This window comes from Variovorax sp. P4_B10 (genome assembly GCF_056402375.1).
The window spans coordinates 43,685-60,206 of the sequence record NZ_JBFUHN010000041.1 but is presented as its reverse complement, the minus strand read 5'-3'; the positions used below and the strand labels follow the sequence as shown (position 1 = coordinate 60,206).

12 protein-coding genes and 1 pseudogene are annotated in these 16,522 nt (G+C 63.8%); 7 read left to right on the top strand and 6 right to left on the bottom strand.

What is annotated here, in order from left to right; all coding sequences use genetic code 11:
• The 3 genes and pseudogenes from AC1DXX_RS19630 to AC1DXX_RS19620 all read left to right on the top strand — a co-directional run.
• Positions 1-99, top strand: a pseudogene (locus AC1DXX_RS19630) (type VI secretion system tube protein Hcp); the annotation flags it as partial.
• Between the two features lie 99 nt (positions 100-198).
• Complete coding sequence (locus tag AC1DXX_RS19625; protein WP_478135874.1) at positions 199-2,355, top strand: type VI secretion system Vgr family protein; 2,157 nt, start codon at positions 199-201, stop codon at positions 2,353-2,355.
• Positions 2,356-2,411: 56 nt separating this feature from the next.
• Complete coding sequence (locus AC1DXX_RS19620; RefSeq protein WP_478135873.1) at positions 2,412-6,581, top strand: RHS repeat-associated core domain-containing protein; 4,170 nt, start codon at positions 2,412-2,414, stop codon at positions 6,579-6,581.
• Positions 6,582-6,780: 199 nt separating this feature from the next.
• Here the strand turns inward: AC1DXX_RS19620 and AC1DXX_RS19615 are convergent, their stop codons facing one another.
• From AC1DXX_RS19615 to AC1DXX_RS19595, 5 genes are all read right to left on the bottom strand, one after another.
• Complete coding sequence (locus AC1DXX_RS19615) at positions 6,781-7,215, bottom strand: universal stress protein (protein WP_478135872.1); 435 nt, start codon at positions 7,213-7,215, stop codon at positions 6,781-6,783.
• Positions 7,216-7,231: 16 nt separating this feature from the next.
• Entirely contained in the window at positions 7,232-7,924 is a 693-nt protein-coding gene (locus AC1DXX_RS19610) for a TerC family protein (RefSeq protein WP_478135871.1), read from the bottom strand.
• A gap of 163 nt (positions 7,925-8,087) precedes the next feature.
• On the bottom strand, positions 8,088-9,482 hold the full coding sequence (locus AC1DXX_RS19605; RefSeq protein WP_478135870.1) for a sensor histidine kinase: 1,395 nt from the start codon (positions 9,480-9,482) through the stop codon (positions 8,088-8,090).
• Positions 9,469-10,143: a response regulator gene (locus tag AC1DXX_RS19600; protein ID WP_478135869.1), complete on the bottom strand. Its 675-nt coding sequence runs from the start codon at positions 10,141-10,143 to the stop codon at positions 9,469-9,471. The genes AC1DXX_RS19605 and AC1DXX_RS19600 overlap by 14 nt, the downstream gene beginning before the upstream one ends.
• 94 nt (positions 10,144-10,237) lie before the next feature.
• Positions 10,238-10,882 (bottom strand): NADPH-dependent F420 reductase, encoded by a 645-nt coding sequence (locus tag AC1DXX_RS19595; RefSeq protein WP_478135868.1) that lies wholly within the window; start codon positions 10,880-10,882, stop codon positions 10,238-10,240.
• A 161-nt stretch (positions 10,883-11,043) separates the two neighbouring features.
• Between AC1DXX_RS19595 and AC1DXX_RS19590 the strand changes: the two genes are divergently transcribed.
• The 4 genes from AC1DXX_RS19590 (at position 11,044) to AC1DXX_RS19575 (ending at position 14,943) form a co-directional block, all read left to right on the top strand.
• Complete coding sequence (locus AC1DXX_RS19590) at positions 11,044-11,991, top strand: LysR substrate-binding domain-containing protein (protein WP_478135867.1); 948 nt, start codon at positions 11,044-11,046, stop codon at positions 11,989-11,991.
• 217 nt (positions 11,992-12,208) lie between these two features.
• Entirely contained in the window at positions 12,209-13,213 is a 1,005-nt protein-coding gene (locus AC1DXX_RS19585; RefSeq protein WP_478135866.1) for an alpha/beta fold hydrolase, read from the top strand.
• 264 nt (positions 13,214-13,477) lie between these two features.
• Entirely contained in the window at positions 13,478-14,335 is an 858-nt protein-coding gene (locus AC1DXX_RS19580) for a helix-turn-helix transcriptional regulator (RefSeq protein ID WP_478135865.1), read from the top strand.
• A 50-nt stretch (positions 14,336-14,385) separates the two neighbouring features.
• Positions 14,386-14,943, top strand: coding sequence for a DsbA family protein (locus AC1DXX_RS19575; protein WP_478135864.1), 558 nt, complete (start codon positions 14,386-14,388; stop codon positions 14,941-14,943).
• On the opposite strand, the gene AC1DXX_RS19570 is transcribed toward AC1DXX_RS19575, so the two are convergent.
• Positions 14,940-16,385, bottom strand: a complete 1,446-nt coding sequence (locus AC1DXX_RS19570; RefSeq protein WP_478135863.1) for a catalase — start codon at positions 16,383-16,385, stop codon at positions 14,940-14,942. The genes AC1DXX_RS19575 and AC1DXX_RS19570 overlap by 4 nt on opposite strands.
• Positions 16,386-16,522 lie beyond the last annotated feature (137 nt).

Here is a 16,522-nt window from a genome sequence, read left to right as displayed (position 1 = left end):
GCCAAGGTGAAGCAGCAGTACTGGGAACAGACCGACAAGGGCGGCAAGGGCCCCGAGAGCGTGCTGGCCTGGAACATCAAGGAAAACAAGGAAACCTGATCTTCGGCCGTGCAGAGGCCGTTGAAGCTTGTGACAAAGTAGGAGACAGATCTCAGACTTGGTTTGTGGCTCGGATCGAGCCGACGAGGGACCCAAGAAATGACTCGCAGTTTCATCGCCCACAGTGAGCTGGGTGAGCGTCTCAAATTCCGTTCCATGACGGGGCAGGAGCGGATCTCCTCTCTCTTCGAGTACAGAGTGCGCCTGATCAGCGACACGCCAAGCATCTCGGCCAAGAGCTTGCTGGGCAAGGACATGAGCATCGAAGTGAACCTGGCCACCGAATTGGGCGGTGCCGGCAAGCGTTTTCTCAGCGGGCAGGTCACCCAGTTCACCTACATCGGCAAGGATGACGGTGACATGCACATCTACGAAGCTGTGCTGCAGCCTTGGCTCTGGTATGCCACGCGTCGCTCCGATTTCAAGATATTCCAGTTCAAGACGGTGCCCGAGATACTCCACGACGTGCTCGGGCCCTATGGCTTCACCATCGTGGACAAGTTCAGCGGCAGCTACCGCACCTGGGACTACTGCGTCCAGTACGCGGAGACGGACTTCAGCTTCGTCAACCGCCTCATGGAACTGGAAGGGCTCTATTACTTCTTCGAACACGCGCGGGGCAGCCATAAGCTGGTGCTGTGCGACTGCATGGCGTCACACGCCGGCCTGCCCGACGGACCAGAGAAAATCCCCTATCACGCCGGCGTGCTCGCAGCTCAGATCCTCGAGCAGGATTTCATCGACACCTGGGGCCATCGTGAAGACATTGCCTCTGGTCATTTCGCGGCGGACGACTACGACTTCAAGAAGCCCAATGCCGAGATCGACACCGTCCGGCAGCAGCCGGCGGGTCACGACCGTGACCACTACGAGCTCTATGACTGGCCGGGTGGTTACACAGAGATGGGCGATGGCGAGAACTACGCGCGCGTGCGCATCGAACAGCAAAGTGCACGGCGTGAATTGATTGCCGGGCATGGCAGCTTGCGACATCTGGCTGCAGGCTATCTGTTCGACCTGACGCGTCATCCGAGGTCAGAAGAAAACCGGCGCTACCTGATCGAGGCCGTCACCTACGACTTCCAGGAAAACGCGCTGCGCAAGATCGGCGCCGCCGACGCTGTTTACGCTGAAGGCACCAGCGGCACGAGCTATCGCCAGACCTTTGAAGTCCTGCCCGACAACACCAGCTACCGCGCCGCGCGGGTGACGCCGAAGCCGCGTACCACCGGTCCGCAGACTGCAGTGGTCGTGGGGCCCGCGGGCGAAGAGATCTACACCGACGAGTACGGCCGGATCAAGGTGCAGTTCCACTGGGACCGCTACGGCAAGATGGACGAAAACTCCTCCTGCTGGATCYGCGTGTCGCAGAGCTGGGCTGGCAGCAACTACGGCACCATGCATGTGCCGCGCATCGGCCAGGAAGTCATCGTCGATTTTCTCAACGGTGATCCGGACTACCCCATCGTCACCGGGCGGGTCTACAACGCGGCACAGATGCCGCCTTGGGAGTTGCCGGCCAACAAGACCCAGTCGGGCATCCTCACGCGCTCTTCCAAGGGAGGAACCCCGGGCGACGGGATGAAAAGCTCACCCGGCACGGCCAACGCGCTGCGCTTCGAAGACAAGGCCGGTGAAGAGCAACTGTGGCTGCATGCCCAGAAAGACCAGCTCACCGAAGTCGAGCACGACGAGGACAAGTGGGTTGGCAATGACCGGCGCAAGACCGTCGACCGCGATGAGTTCAACACCGTCCATCGCGATCGCACCGAGGTCGTGGACCGCAACGAGAAGATCGACGTGCATGGCTGGCGCACCGAAGAGGTGGACCTGGACGAGACCATCACCATCCATCAGAACCGCAAGGAACGGGTGGATCTGAACGAGACGATCTCCATCGGGAAATTCAAGATGCAGACGGTCGGGATAGGCTATACGCAGAACGTCGGCATCTTCAAGATCATGTCCATCGGCGTGGCCTACATGGAGAACATCGGCGTCAGCATGATGACCAATGTGGGCAAGACCCAAAGCCTCAACGTCGGCGAAAAGCAGACCGTCCAGGTCGGCCAGGTGCGGGAAACCGAAATCGGCAAGAACGACACGCTCAAGGTGGGCGACACCCTCAAGGTCCACGGCAAGAAGATCGCGATCTCCGCGGACGACGAAATCACGCTGAGCTGCGGCTCCAGCACGATCAGGATCACGGCGGGCCAGATCGAAATCCTGTCGCCGCTGGACAAGCTCAACTGCTAGCGGCCCCGGCGGGCCCCTGACAGCTTCAGACGAAACCTTCCGGGAGTGAAAGCCAAATGAGCGGCAAACCAGCAGCGCGGATCACGGACAGCGTGTCCGGAAGCAAGATCGTCAGCGGCTCGCGCACGGTGCTGATCGGCAGCCAGGGCGGCGTTGCATGCTCGGAATGCCCGGGCGGCGTGACGGTCGGCAACCCGGTGAGTCCGTCGCAGGGTGCCAAGGTGTTGATGGGAGAGCCGGAACTCGATTTCGCATTGCCCGGTGCAATGCCCCTGGTCTGGCAGCGCCAGTACAGCAGCTACGTCAACTCGACGCATGGCGCATCGTGCAGTCTGCTGGGCTATGGCTGGAGCCTGCCCTCGCAGATGCGCCTCGAACTAAAGGGCGACGCTTGCTTGCTGTTTACCGCCATGGGCCGGGTTATCACTTTTGATTCCTTGTCGGAAGGCGACTCGATCTATAGCCCGAGCGAAAACATCTGGCTGTTGCGCGGCGGTCGGAATGCGGTTTGGGCCGACCTGGAGCGTTTTCGCCACATTCCTTCCGATCTGACTGGAGATCCTCAGCGCATTCTGGCCACCAATAGCGATGTTCAGACGCTGTGGGTATTGGGGCCAGGAGTGACACCTCCAGCGCAGCTGCAAGCGACGACATCTGAAGCCGCTGACCCTTCGGCCTCCAGTTGTTATGTATTGCAGGGGATGTTGGATCGATTTGGAAGACGCCAGAACTACGAACGCGACGGGCAAGGACGAGTGATCGGTATCACCGACGGTGTGGGACGCCGGTATCGATTGAACCTGCAGCAGCTCCATGCAGCGAAGGCAGCACAGGGCCTCTGGCAAGCCGACAACGGTTGGAGGCTCACCGGCGTCGATTTGATCGCGGATCCGCTGGTATCAGGCTCCACCGAACCGATCGCGTTGGTGCGCTATGGATATTCAGGCGCGGGCGATCTGGTCACGGTGCATGACCGGGTAGGCAGACTCATCCGAGAGTTTGCCTGGCAGGAGCACTTGATGGTGGGCCACCGTCATTTGGAAGGACCGCGCCATGGCTACCAATACGAAAGTCCCACGCCTGGTGCCAAGGTGATGGAGCATACCAATGAGAAAGGCTTGACCTATCGGTTCGAGTACATCCAGTCCGACACGGGTCAAGTGACCCGTGTGACGGACAGCTTGCAGCGCGTTGACGTCTATCGCTTCGAAGGCGAGGCCGGACTGTCGCGTCTGGTGGAGCATGTACGCGCAGACGACAGCAGGATGCGTCACGCCTACGATACGGATGGCCGCCTGGTCGAAACCATCGACCCTCTTGGGCGCACCACCCGCCTGCGATACGACGGTGAGGGCCGTCTACTGGGCGAACAACGGCCCGACGGTGGCCGGGACAGCTATGACTACGACCTCGCCACCGGGCGGCTTCTGACGGTCACCGACGCGGCGGGGCGCATGACCCGCTTTGACTACGATGCATGGGGTCGGACGATACAGGCTGTGTTGGCGGATGGCAGTGTTGAACGCCAAGAATATCCGGAACCTCAGACGGCGCCTTTCAATTGCGAATATCCCGTCCGAATCATTGACGCCAAAGGCGGCGTCAAACATCTCGCCTGGAGCCCGGCGGGCAAGCTGGCGCGCTATACCGATTGTTCAGGCCATGCCAGCGAGGCGCAATTCAATCGCTGGGGGCAGCGGATCAAGCTGACGAACGCCCTGGGACAGAGTACCTTCTACGACCACGGCTTGACTGGCGAACTCGATGCTGTGCGTCGCCCTGATGGCACCATGATCAGCTATCGCCATGATGCGGCGGGGCGCGTGGTACAGGAGTCGCTTCAGAATGATCCGGACCACAGCATCGCCTTCGACTACGACCTATCGGGTCGCGTCACAAGGCGCGCGCAAGGCGGTCATGACTTCCGCTTCGCCTACGACCTGGCCGGGCGCCAAATTCAATTGACCAATGAAAATGGCGCGCACACCCGATTCACTTGGGATGTGATGGATCGTTTGATCCAAGAAGATGGCTTCGACGGACGGCTGCAGGCCTACCGCTACGATGCCGCCGGTCAGTTGGTCGAGGCTTTGGATGGCGGGATCGAAGACCACCTGAGCACGCGCTATCTCTGGGATGCCGCGGGCCGGCTTGCCGAAATCCATGTCCCCGCGACCGAGCACGGTCCGGCACGCACCGAGCGGCTGCAATGGAGTCCTGTTGGCGAGTTGATTGCGACGAAGAGCTACGTGCTCGGCCCCAGACAACCAGAGCAATTGCACACTGAAGCGCTGATCGAGCGCGATGCCTTGGGGCGTCCGATGGGCGAAACCCAACGCATCTACAAGGTCCAGTCCGCGGGTGCCGGCGCGTTGGCCAAAGCCTCGATCGAGTTTGAACACACCATCTCTCACAAACTCGATCCGCTGGGCAACCGCCAAGCCAGCCAACTACAGGGTCTCGGGCAGGTGGACTACCTGATGTACGGCTCCGGCCATCTGCACGGACTGCTCCACAATGGCCGGAGCGTTCTGGACATCGAACGCGACTCACTGCATCGCGAGATCAAGCGGCAGCAAGCCCTTTCCAACTCTGCAAAGGTACAAACTCAACGGCAATGGAACACTCTGGGCCGTCTGGACAGACTGAGCATCGCAGGACTCGCATCGAGCACCGAAAAAGCGCCGCCGTTTCCGCTGGTTGGGCAACTCGCCCTGCGCGACTATCACTACGACTCCACCGGGCAGCTCGAGTCCGTTCAGACGCCGGGCGGTGACAAGCGCTATCACTACGATGCGCTTGGGCGCCTGATCGAGGCGCGATCAGCAAATCGCCAACAGTATTGGCGCTTTGACCCGGCAGGCAATCGTCTGCCGTCCACAGGCGCAAGCATCTCTCGGTCAGGGCTCTCCCAAGACACCGACCTCTGGGCGGCTCAGGTACGCAGCCAATGGCAGAAGAAGGACTTCAACGTCTTGGGGCAAAGTCAAGGTCTTGCAGCCGAGCCAGGGCCTTTGGTGGGCGATGAGCGCTGGTATGACAACCGCGTGGGCTGCAGCGATGACACGCTCTATCGCTATGACAGTCGAGGTAACCGGATAGAGGCGATCCGGCAGGATGGTGGGATGCTGTTGCGGTATGACGGTACCAACCAGCTCATTGAAGTTCAAGTACACACAGAGACAGCGACCACTGTCAGCCACTTTATCTACGACTCCTTGGGACGACGACTAAGCAAGAAAGTCAGGGAAAGTGCCCACGGCCAGAAAGACGCACAGGAAGACTGCACTTACTACGGTTGGGATGGTGATCGGCTGGTGCACACCGAGCACTGGATTCCGGGACGCGATAAGCAGGTCACGCACACGGTTTACGAGCCTGGCAACTTTACGCCTCTGATACAGCTGAGCGTCGAGGGGAACGCGCCACCTGTCGGGCTGGCAGCTCTGGTGGCGCAGGCCAAGAATTCGCAGGTAGAGCAGGCACTGCACGGAGCGCTACAGGGCTTGCCTCAGAACATGCGTCAGAGCATCGAGGATCAGTTCCTCGAGGTTCTTCCAAGCGGAATGCAACCAGAGGCACCGTCGGTTGCTCGGTCGATTGCCGTTCGCCACTATCACTGCGATCACTTGGGCACGCCCCAGGCACTCACGAATGAACAAGGGCAGATCGTGTGGATAGCCGAGCACGATCCCTGGGGCAATCTGCAACAGGAATACAACCCGCTCGGCATTGATCAGCCCATTCGACTGCCAGGGCAACACCATGATCCAGAGACAGGGCTCTATTACAACCGGCACCGGTACTACGATCCAAGCGTTGGCTCGTACATCAACCAGGATCCGATTGGGTTGAGGGGAGGTGTCAATCCATTTGCCTATGCTCATCAAGACCCGCTGCGAAATTCGGATCCGCTGGGGCTGTATGCCTACGCACCTGATGTAGGCTCGCAATTGCCTGGAGGGTCAAGCGCCGCAGGGCTTGGGGGCAACCTCCTGAACTCTGATGCGACTTACGAAGCACTCGAGAATGGGCTGACTCGAAAACAAGCAGGGAAATCGAAGAATTGCCCCGACTGTGCGCAAGTCGCTGACCTCAGAGGCTTTTGCTACGGATTGATCGTCGCATTCTGCATATTCACCGGGCACCCTGCCGGCCGCCCCGTTCCGGGACCGAATACCAGCCCCCCCATTGTGATAACTATCCCCAGAAGGCCGCCGGACTGACCTGCCCCCTCCCAGCCGTACGGTGGGCCTTTCGGGCGACACGCCTCAGCAAAGCAGCACGGCGGCAAGAACAGACCCCTGGGGGGGTTCCGATCGACCCCAAGGCAGATACCTTGAGCCAGGCGCACAAGAACGCCATCAGCCGGACGAGCCCCGGTTATGGTGGAAACTGTTCGCCGAAGTCGGTCTCGGGTCAGGGTCAGGAGCCGATGACCTGGAGGTCGCCGCTCGCGCCCAGCAGCTGGCGCACCTGCTGCGCCAGCGAGCCGAATATCCGCCCTGCCAGGCTGGGCTCCTCCCGGCCGAAGACGATGCGATCGCAGCCGAAGTCGCGGGCGGCCGCAACGATGGTCTCGGCGCTGCGTCCGACCACCACGGTGGCGGTGCAGGACACGCCGGCCATTGCGAGCAGGTTCTGCGCGAACTGCAGTTCTTCGGCGCCTGCGCTTTGCTGCAGCTCCTGCAACTCGCGCGCGTCGAAGAACATCGCGACGTGGCCGGAGACCACGGGCTGCACCCGCAGCAGCCGAACCGCCACCTGCTCCTGCCGGCAGATGCGCACGACCTGCTCGATGGCCGAGCGCGCCCGAGCTGGTTGTGTCGGGTCGATGGGTACCAGGATGCGTCGCCTCACGCGGACACCCTCGCCTTCAGGCGGACTGGTTGGCGGGTTCCGGCTGTTGCCGGCCGGTCAGCCACTTGCCGATCACCACCACGGAGACGGCGCCGAGCGCGGGAATCACGTTGTGCAATACATGCTGGTTGGCAGCCCATCCGGCGATGGCCGGATCGGTCATCGCCATTTCGCCGGCCACCCAACCGAGCAGGCCTGCACCCAGGGTGATGATGATCGGGAAACGGTCCATCAGCTTCAGGATCAGGGTGCTGCCGAAGATGATCAGGGGAATGCTGATCACGAGGCCGAACACCAGCAGCGGAACGTTGCCCTTGGCAGCGGCCGCGACGCCGACGACATTGTCCAGGCTCATGACCAGGTCGGCGACCACGATGGTCTTGATGGCCGCAGCCAGGCTGGAGTGGCCGTCCAGGTTCTCCTCGCCGTCATCGCCTTTCAGCAGGCCGATGCCGATCCAGAACAGCAGCGCGGCGCCCACCAGCTTGAGGTAGGGCAGCGTCAGCAGGTAGACGGCAAAGAACGTCAGGACCACGCGCAGCACGATGGCGCCGAGGCTACCGAACAAGATCGCCTTCTTCTGTTGCGCGGGCGGCAGCGAGCGGGAAGCCATCGCGATGACGACGGCGTTGTCGCCGCTCAGGACGATGTTGATCAGGATGATCTGCGACAGGGCAATCCAGAAATCCGGACTGGTCAAAAACGACATGGTGTCTCCTCGAAGTGAAAGCGGAACCACTGCGGTTCCGTCGTGTTCGAGGCTACGGGCCTGTGCTGTCACCCTTCTGCCGGTACGCTGTCAGCCACTTGTCTGCCAGCTGTCAGCCAGCTTACAGCCAGCCGATGCGGCGCCGGCGCGCAGGCCGCCCGGCTCAGGCCGCCCGCAACGGGAAGAAGACGCTGAAGGTGTTGCCCACGCCGTCGATGTCTTCTTCCAGCGTGATGCGCGCGCCGTGCAGCGTGGCGATCTCGCTGACGATGGCCAGGCCGAGGCCGCTGCCATCCTCCTGCGTGCCGAGAAGGCGGTGAAAGCGCTCGAAGATGCGCGCGCGCTCCTCCACCGGGACACTGGGTCCGTCGTCGCTGATGGCCAGGCGGCACTGGTCGCTGTCGCTCTGGCTCAGCCGCACGGTCACCTGGCCGCTCGGCTGGCTGTAGCGGATCGCGTTGTCGATCAGGTTGTTGATCAGCTCGCGCAACCGGTCGCGGTCGGCGTTGATCACCAGCGGATGGTCGACCCCTTCGAAGCCGAGGTCGATGTCGCGCTTGATCGCCTGCGGCACCCAGTCCATGCTGACTTCCAGCACGTAGGCATTCAGGTCGAGCGGCTGCAGCTGCATGGCGTCGAGCGCGCCGGGCTCGTTGCGGGCCAGCGAAAGCAGCTGCCGCACCAGCCTCGAGAGCCGATCGGCGCTGATGTAGAGCTGCGCGAGCGAATGGCGCACCCGCTCCACATCGTTCTCGCGCAGCGCCAGCTCGATCTGGRCCTTCAGGCCACTGACGGGTGTCTTCAGCTGGTGGGCGGCGTCGGCCACGAAGCGGCTCTGGAAATCGAAGGTTCGCCCCAGGCGCGCCATCAGCTCGTTGACTTCATCCACCAGCGGCCGCACCTCTCCCGGAACGTCGTGGGTGTCGATCGGGCTCAGGTCCAGGTGCGAGCGGTCCGACACCGCGCGCCGCAGCCGCTGCAGCGGCTCGAGCCCGCGCGAGACGCCGAACCAGACCACCGCCGTGGCCATCACGATCAGGAGCAGTTGCGGCACCACCACGTTGGCCACCATCTCCCAGGCAAGGCGCGTGCGCTTGTGGAGGGTTTCGGCGACCTGCACCAGGACCTTCGGCGTCGCGGGGTCGGCGCCGACGGGCATCCAGGCCACCAGCATCCGCACCGGCTCGCCACGCACGGCGTCACGGTAGAAGCGCGGCTTGGCAGGCTCTCCACCGCGCAGTGGCGGCGGCAATTCCGCATCGCCGCCCAGTGTGGTGCCGTCCTCGCCGACCACGCGGTAGAAGAGCAGGTCTTCCTGGTCCAGCAGCAGGATGTTGCTCGCGGCCTCGGAGAGGTCGAGCCGGGGGCGGGTGCCGTCGAGCTTCACGTGCAGCACGATCTCGCGTCCGATCTCGTACAGCGCACGGTCGTAGGCGAGGTGGGAAAACCGCAGCGAGTTCCAGTAGGCCGCGGCAGTGTCCAGCACCAACAGGACGACGAGCGGTCCGAGCAACCAGGCCAGCAGCTTGCGCCGCAGCCTCGGTTCAGGTTTCCGCATCGCTGCGGTCCATCAGGTAGCCCATGCCGCGCACGGTGCGGATCTCGCATCCGAGCGGTTCCAGCTTCTTGCGCAGCCGGTAGACGTTGACCTCGATCGCGTTCTCGCCGACCTCGTCGCCCCATCCGTAGAGATGGTTGACCATCTGCTCTTTGCCCACGACACGTCCCTCGCGCATCATCAGCAGTTCCAGCACGGCGAGCTCGCGCGGCGACAGGTCCAGCGGCTTCTTCTCGTAGTACACGCGGCGGCCCACCGTGTCGAAGCGCAGCAGGCCGTGCTCGAGAAAAGGCGTGGAGTTGGTGCTGCGGCGCAGCAGCGCCCGCACGCGCGCTTCCAGTTCCGGCAGGTCGAATGGCTTGGCCAGATAGTCGTCGGCGCCCAGATCGAGCCCGCGCACGCGGTCCTGGAGGGTGTCGAAGGCCGTCAGCATCAGTACCGGCATCGTGGACTTGCGCGCGCGCAGCCGCCGCAGCACGTCGAGTCCGCTCAGCTTCGGCAAGCCGATATCGAGGATCGCCAGGTCGTAGATGCCGAGTGCGAGCGCATGGTCGGCCTCTTCACCGGTGGAGACGATGTCGACGGCGTGGGCGGACTGCACCAGCGCCCGCGAGAGCGCGTCCGCCAGCACCTTGTCATCCTCTACAAGCAATATCCGCATGGGTCCGCCTCACGTATGCAGCCGAGCATGCTAACCGCAATGCCGTGAGGGGAATGAATGGCGATTCGGTGCAGATGGAGTTCCGAGGAACTCGTCAGATCTTGATGAGATTGATCGCTGAAAGCGGACCGAACGGCAGTGTTGCCAGGGGGCCACCCACATCGAGCGCTCCGAGGTCCACGGCAAAGTATCCCATCGCTTCGAGGAGCTTTCGGACTTCGGCTTTCGCGGCAGCGTCATCGCCGGAAAAGAACTGGACGCGCGTGCCTCCAGCAACCTCCGGCTGGGGCAGCACGCCGGCGTCGAGATGGTTGAAGGCCTTGACGACCCGTGYGCCGGGCACCAGGTCGCGAAACACCGCACTCGAGTGCTTCCCGCCAAGATCGATCGCCTTGATCCCATAGGCGGCGAGTGGATTGGTGGGATCCTTCGCGTCGGGTGAGTTCGGATCGAGGAACGCCACCGGATTGGTGCCGTCGATGACGATCCGGCCGTTCCAGGCCGGCATGCCAGTCAGCACCTTGCCGATGTCCATCCAGCGCAGCGCCACAAGGACGATATCCGCGCTCGCTGCCTCTTCCACCGTACCCGCCTTGACCGATGGACCGACTTCCTCGATCAGCGTTGCCAAGGAGGCCGGCCCGCGGCTGTTCGAAATGGTCGCTGCAAGGCCTTTCCTTGCAAGTGCACGTGCCACGTTGGCGCCAAGGCTGCCAGAACCGATGATTCCGATGCTCATTACTCACTCCTGTTGATAAATTGGGCAGGCTGTCTGATCGACCTCAGGGCCTGCGGTGCGTGACAAAGTTGCTTCGCTGGGCGCAACTTTAGGCATGCCCGGTTCCTAGCGATAGTCGCAGCTGACTAGAATCAGTTTCAAGTATTCATTGAAACGAAAGCATGGAAACCCTCGCCAACCTGGAGTCTTTCGTGCGCAGCGCCGAGACCGGCAGCTTTTCGTCGGCGGCGCGGCGGCTGGCGCTGACACCGGCAGCCATCAGCCGCAACGTCGCCCAGCTGGAACGCAACCTCGGCGTGCGGCTGTTCCAGCGCAGCACCCGCGGCCTGACGCTCAGCGAAGCGGGCGAGCGGTTCCTGCAATCGGTGCAGGGCGGCCTCGACAGCATCCAGGGCGCAATTGCCGACATCACCGTCAATGCCGGACAGCCGGCCGGGGTGCTCAAGCTGAGCGCGGCACCGGGCTTCGGAAAGGACTACCTGTTGCCGCTGATGCCGGCCTTCCTCGAGAGGTATCCGGCAGTGACGCCGGATTGGTTCTTCGACAACCGCCCGCTGGACCTGATCGCCGGCGGTTTCGATGCTGCCGTGGGCGGGGGCTTCGACCTGCCGCCCGGCATGGTGGCGCGCGAGCTGGGGCGCATCCATCTGATCGCGGCGGCCTCGCCGGCCTTCCTGCGCGGCAAGCGCCGTCCGAAGGATCCGAGCGGACTTGCAGAACTCGCCGGCGTGGCCATGCGCTCGCCGCTCCACAGCCGGGTGCGGGCAGAGGTCATGCGCAACAGCGCCGGCCGCGAAATGGCGGCCACGCAGAAGCCGGTGATGATGGTCAACGATCCAGATGCGCTCTGCCGCGCGACGCTGCTGGGTCTGGGCGTCGGCCTGATCGCCGTGCCGCATGCCGCGCCCCATCTGCAGAGCGGCGCACTGGAGCGGCTGCTGCCGGACTGGCACTGCGATGTCGGGCCGCTCTCGCTGTACTTCGCCAGCCAGAAGCTGCTGCCGGGCAAGACACGCGCCTTTGTCGATTTCGTCACCGCGGCGTTCCGAGAGCAGAAGCTGGCGCAACGCTTTTCCGCTGGGGAGCGGGCACGCCGCAGCGCGGCCTGACGCACACGACGGCGATGTGCGCGCACCAGGACCAAGGGGAGGTTGTCCACCGCGGCAGTGCGGGCACCGGCCCCGCTGCATAACGGGGAGTTTCTTTGTCGGCGTCCAGCCACCACGCCGAACAAACAGACAACGGAGTGTTCAATCGTGCAAGCCAGGGCGATCGGTGATGCGTAGGCTCGTCTGCGGCCTCCAGATCATTTCCCCCCCCTTGCACATGACACCCGAATCAGACCCATCCGACGCGCCCCCTCCCTTCCCTTCCCGGCGGCAACTGCTCGTCACCGGGGCCGGCATGGTCGCTGCCGCGGGAATGCCGTTCACGGCAAGCGCCGCCGACGCACCTTCCAGAGGCGCCTACGCCACACATCCGATATCCACCCAGAAAGGAACGAAATCCATGAGCACCATCACGACCAAGGACGGCACCCAGATCTACTACAAGGACTGGGGCAGCGGGCAACCCGTTGTCTTCTCCCACGGCTGGCCGCTGAGCGCGGACGACTGGGACGGCCAGATGCTGTTCTTCCTGCGCCAGGGCTACCGCGTGATTGCGCACGACCGTCGCGGGCACGGACGCTCGAGCCAGGGCTCGACCGGCCACGACATGGACCACTACGCCGATGACCTGGCGGCGTTGACCGAAGCGCTCGACCTGCGCAAGGCCATCCACGTCGGCCACTCCACGGGCGGCGGCGAGGTTGCGCGCTACATCAGCCGGCACGGCAGCAAGCGGGTCGCCAAGGCCGTATTGATCAGCTCGGTGCCGCCGCTGATGGTCAAGACCGCGGCCAATCCCGACGGCGTGCCCATCGAGGTGCTGGACGGCATCCGCGCAGCGGTCGCCAGCAACCGGCCGCAGTTCTTCAAGGACTTCACGCTGCCGTTCTACGGCTTCAACCGTCCCGGCGCGAAGATCTCGGAAGGCATCCGCGAGCACTGGTGGCTGCAGGGCATGATGGGCTCCGTTCAGGCGCACTACGACGGCATCAAGGCATTCTCGGAGACCGACTTCACCGAGGACCTGAAGAAGATGGACGTGCCGACGCTCGTGATGCACGGTGATGACGACCAGGTCGTGCCGATCGGGATCTCGAGCCAGTTGACTGCGAAGATCATCAAGAATGCCACCTTGAAGGTCTACCCCGGGTTGCCGCACGGCATGTGCGCGACCCATGCCGACCTCATCAACCCCGACCTGCTCGCGTTCTTCAAGCGCTGAGGTCGCGAACTGAACTGCAGGAGGCCGCCAAGGCCTCCTGCCGCCGCGATCGACTCGGTGCAAAATATTCAAGAAAGCGCTCAAGCCTTCTATCGCCAATCGCTGCGAAAGCCGCAAATGGCATTCGCCAACTCCCGTCCCCGATCTGCAGCTCAGCAGATCGAAAGCGACCATTTCGCACAAAGCAGGAATATGCCCCCGTCGGTCCAGGAAGCTTCCTCATCACAGCGCCTCGGTCCCGCCCCGAAAGACACCTTGGGGTGCATGTCCAGCCATCTTCAACGAGATCAGGGCCTTTGCGCGAACGGGATCGAAATCCATCGCAAGACGATGGATCAACACCAGCTCCACCACGTGGAGACGGAGGCCAGCGCGCGCGGCGTGCTGCTTGGCATCTCGATGCGCGACGGCCACAGCCGGCGCATTCTCGATGGGCACCACGCCTCGTCCCACGACTTCGACAGGGGGTCGATCTACATTCGCAGCTTCTCGGACCGCTATCGCGCGGACATCCGGCGTCCCTTCGATTTCGTGCTGCTCGAGATATCGCACGCCAGCCTCGAGCGAGCCATCGAGGAAAAGCAGGGAAAGCGCGTCGGCGGCCTCGCCTGCGTGGCGGGTGTGCGGGACGAGGTGCTGCTCAACCTCGCGGGTGCACTGACGCCGGCTCTGGAGCACCCGGCCGATGCGAGCCTGCTGTTCATCGAACAGCTGAGCGTCGCGATGACGAGCTATCTCGTCGAAACATACGGCGGCGCGGCAACGACGGTGCCCAGAACCAACCGGCTCCTGTCGCGCGCGCACGAGGCACGCGCCAAGGAGATGCTGCGCAACAAGATCGACGGCGGCATCTCGATCACCGAGATCGCCGATGCGTGCGGGCTTTCACGCAGCTATTTCATTCACGCCTTCCGCGAGACCACCGGGTACACGCCCCATCAATGGTTGATCGCGCAGCGGCTGGAGCACGCGCGCGCACTTCTCACGGACTTCGACATGTCGCTGGCAGACGTTGCCGCGGCTTGCGGTTTTGCCGATCAAAGCCACTTCACTCGCGTTTTCTCTCAACATTCCGGCGCCCCGCCCGGCATCTGGCGGCGCAGGATRCGGGTTGGGAGCTAACCAGCGCCGGCGATCCCGCCATCACCCCTCATTCCGCAAGGCTGCACTGCATGAACGCATCACCCCCCTCCGGTCCACTGCTCGCGCCCGACCCGACCACCGATCACATCCTCGGCCCGCCCTCGGCCGCGGTGACCGTCGTCGAGTTCGGTGATTTCGAGTGTCCCTCCTGCCGCCAGGCGCATCCGGCCGTGCAGTTCATGCTGCAGCACTTCGGGCAGCGCGTGCGCTTCGTCTTCAGGCACTTTCCTCTGCGCGAAGTCCATGCGCACGCGGAACTGGCCGCCGAGGCTGCCGAAGCAGCGGGCGCGCAGGGCCGGTTCTGGCCGTACTTCGACCTGCTCTTCAACCACCAGAACCAACTCGACCCGAGCCACCTGGGCGGCTATGCAGCGCAGCTGGGTCTCGACATGCCGCGCTTCGAGAACGCGCTGAAGGACGGCGTCTACCGCCAGCGCGTGCAGGAACAGATCGAGATCGGAAATCGCCTGCGCGTGCGGGGCACGCCCACCTTCTACGTGAATGGAAACTTCACGGACGTGTCCTTCGGGCTGCAGCAACTGCGAGACACCATCGAGCGCTTGCTGGAGGGTGCCTCGCCCGGCTAGAGGCCAAGCCGGTCTGCAACGCCCTGGCCCAGCGAGTTGTCGACGAGCCGGAAGTGCGCAACCTGGCGCCGCCGAATGGCCTCGGGCACCCCGTCCATCGACCTCGCGATGTTCTCGAAAAGCCGCTGTCTCTGGCCATCGTCCATGCCGCGGTACAAGATCGCCGCCTGCGCATGGTCGCCGAGCCCCTGGCGGTCGTCGAAGCGCATGGCGTCGCCGTCCAGGGGCAGCGGCGGCTCGGTGAGCGTGCGGTCGGGACGCGGTCCTCCGAACGAGTTCGGCTCGTAGTAGGCGTCGGTCCGGGCCGGAACATCCAGGCGCATCGCGCCGTCCGCGTGATAGGTATGCACCGGCGACCTCGGCCGGTTCACCGGCAGGGCCTCGTGATGCGTACCCACGCGGTAGCGCTGCGCGTCGGCGTAGGCCAACAGCCGTCCCTGCAGCAGCTTGTCGGGCGAAAAGCAGATGCCGGGCACGATGTTGGCCGGATTGAAGGTGGCTTGCTCCACCTGCGCGAAGTAGTTGTCGGGATTGGCGTCGAGTTCGAGAACGCCGACCTCGACGAGCGGAAACGCCTGCTGCGGCCAGACCTTGGTCGCGTCGAACGGGTTGAACGGCAACTGCGCCGCCTGCGCCTCGCTCATCACCTGGATCTGCAGCGACCAACGCGGGAGCTCGCCCCGCTCGATCGCGTCGAACAGGTCGCGCTGTGCGCTTTCGCGGTCGTCGGCAATCACCTCGCGGGCCTGTGCGCTTGTGAGGCAGCGAATGCCCTGCAGCGTCCTGAGATGGAACTTGACCCACACCCGTTCGTTGGCTGCGTTGACCAACCCGAACGCATGCGCACCATAGCCGTGCATGTGGCGAAAGCCTGCCGGCAGGCCGCGGTCGGAGAACAGCATCACGATCTGGTGCAGGCTCTCGGGCGACAGCGACCAGAAGTCCCAGATCGCCGTGGGCGAGCGCAGGTGGCTGACCGGGTGCCGCTTCAGGGCCCGCACCAGGTCGGGAAATTTCTGCGGATCGCGGATACAGGCGACCGGCAGGTGGCTGCCGACCAGGTCCCAGTTGCCTTCCTCGGTGTAGGCCTTGAGGGCGAAGCCGCGCAGGTCGCGCTCCGCGTCGGCGCAGCCCTGCTCGCCCGTCAACACCGAGAACCGGACCAGCACCGGCGTGCATTGGCCCGGCTGGAGCACCCGCGCACGCGTGTGGCGCGAGATGTCGCCCGTGATTCGCAGCGTGCCAAAGGCGGCCGCACCCTTGGCATGCAGCACCCGCTCCGGAATGCGCTCGCGCGCCAGGTAGGCCAGCTTCTCGCTCATCTGGTAGTCCTGGCGCAGGATCGGCCCGCGCGGGCCCGCGGTGATCGAGTTCTGGCTGTCCGCGACGGGCGCGCCGCTCGTCGTGGTCAAGGTAGGCGGCCTGCGGTGGGGCTGGGTCATGGGAATTCTGGGTGCGGGATGTCTCGACGGATGTGTACCGCGCCGACGCGCGCATGTCTTGAACAAGAGTCGCCCACCTTGAACGCCGGATGCGCACGAATGTGCAAAGCAGCCGCCAAGCCGACAAGACGGCGGGC

Bases quoted from the DNA above. Each gene is read 5' to 3' on its own strand.
- AC1DXX_RS19620 (WP_478135873.1), top strand. From the start codon at position 2,412: ATGAGCGGCAAACCAGCAGCGCGGATCACGGACAGCGTGTCCGGAAGC.
- AC1DXX_RS19610 (WP_478135871.1), bottom strand. From the start codon at position 7,924: ATGTCGTTTTTGACCAGTCCGGATTTCTGGATTGCCCTGTCGCAGATC.
- AC1DXX_RS19600 (WP_478135869.1), bottom strand. From the start codon at position 10,143: ATGCGGATATTGCTTGTAGAGGATGACAAGGTGCTGGCGGACGCGCTC.
- AC1DXX_RS19590 (WP_478135867.1), top strand. From the start codon at position 11,044: ATGGAAACCCTCGCCAACCTGGAGTCTTTCGTGCGCAGCGCCGAGACC.
- AC1DXX_RS19585 (WP_478135866.1), top strand. From the start codon at position 12,209: ATGACACCCGAATCAGACCCATCCGACGCGCCCCCTCCCTTCCCTTCC.
- AC1DXX_RS19575 (WP_478135864.1), top strand. From the start codon at position 14,386: ATGAACGCATCACCCCCCTCCGGTCCACTGCTCGCGCCCGACCCGACC.
- AC1DXX_RS19570 (WP_478135863.1), bottom strand. From the start codon at position 16,385: ATGACCCAGCCCCACCGCAGGCCGCCTACCTTGACCACGACGAGCGGC.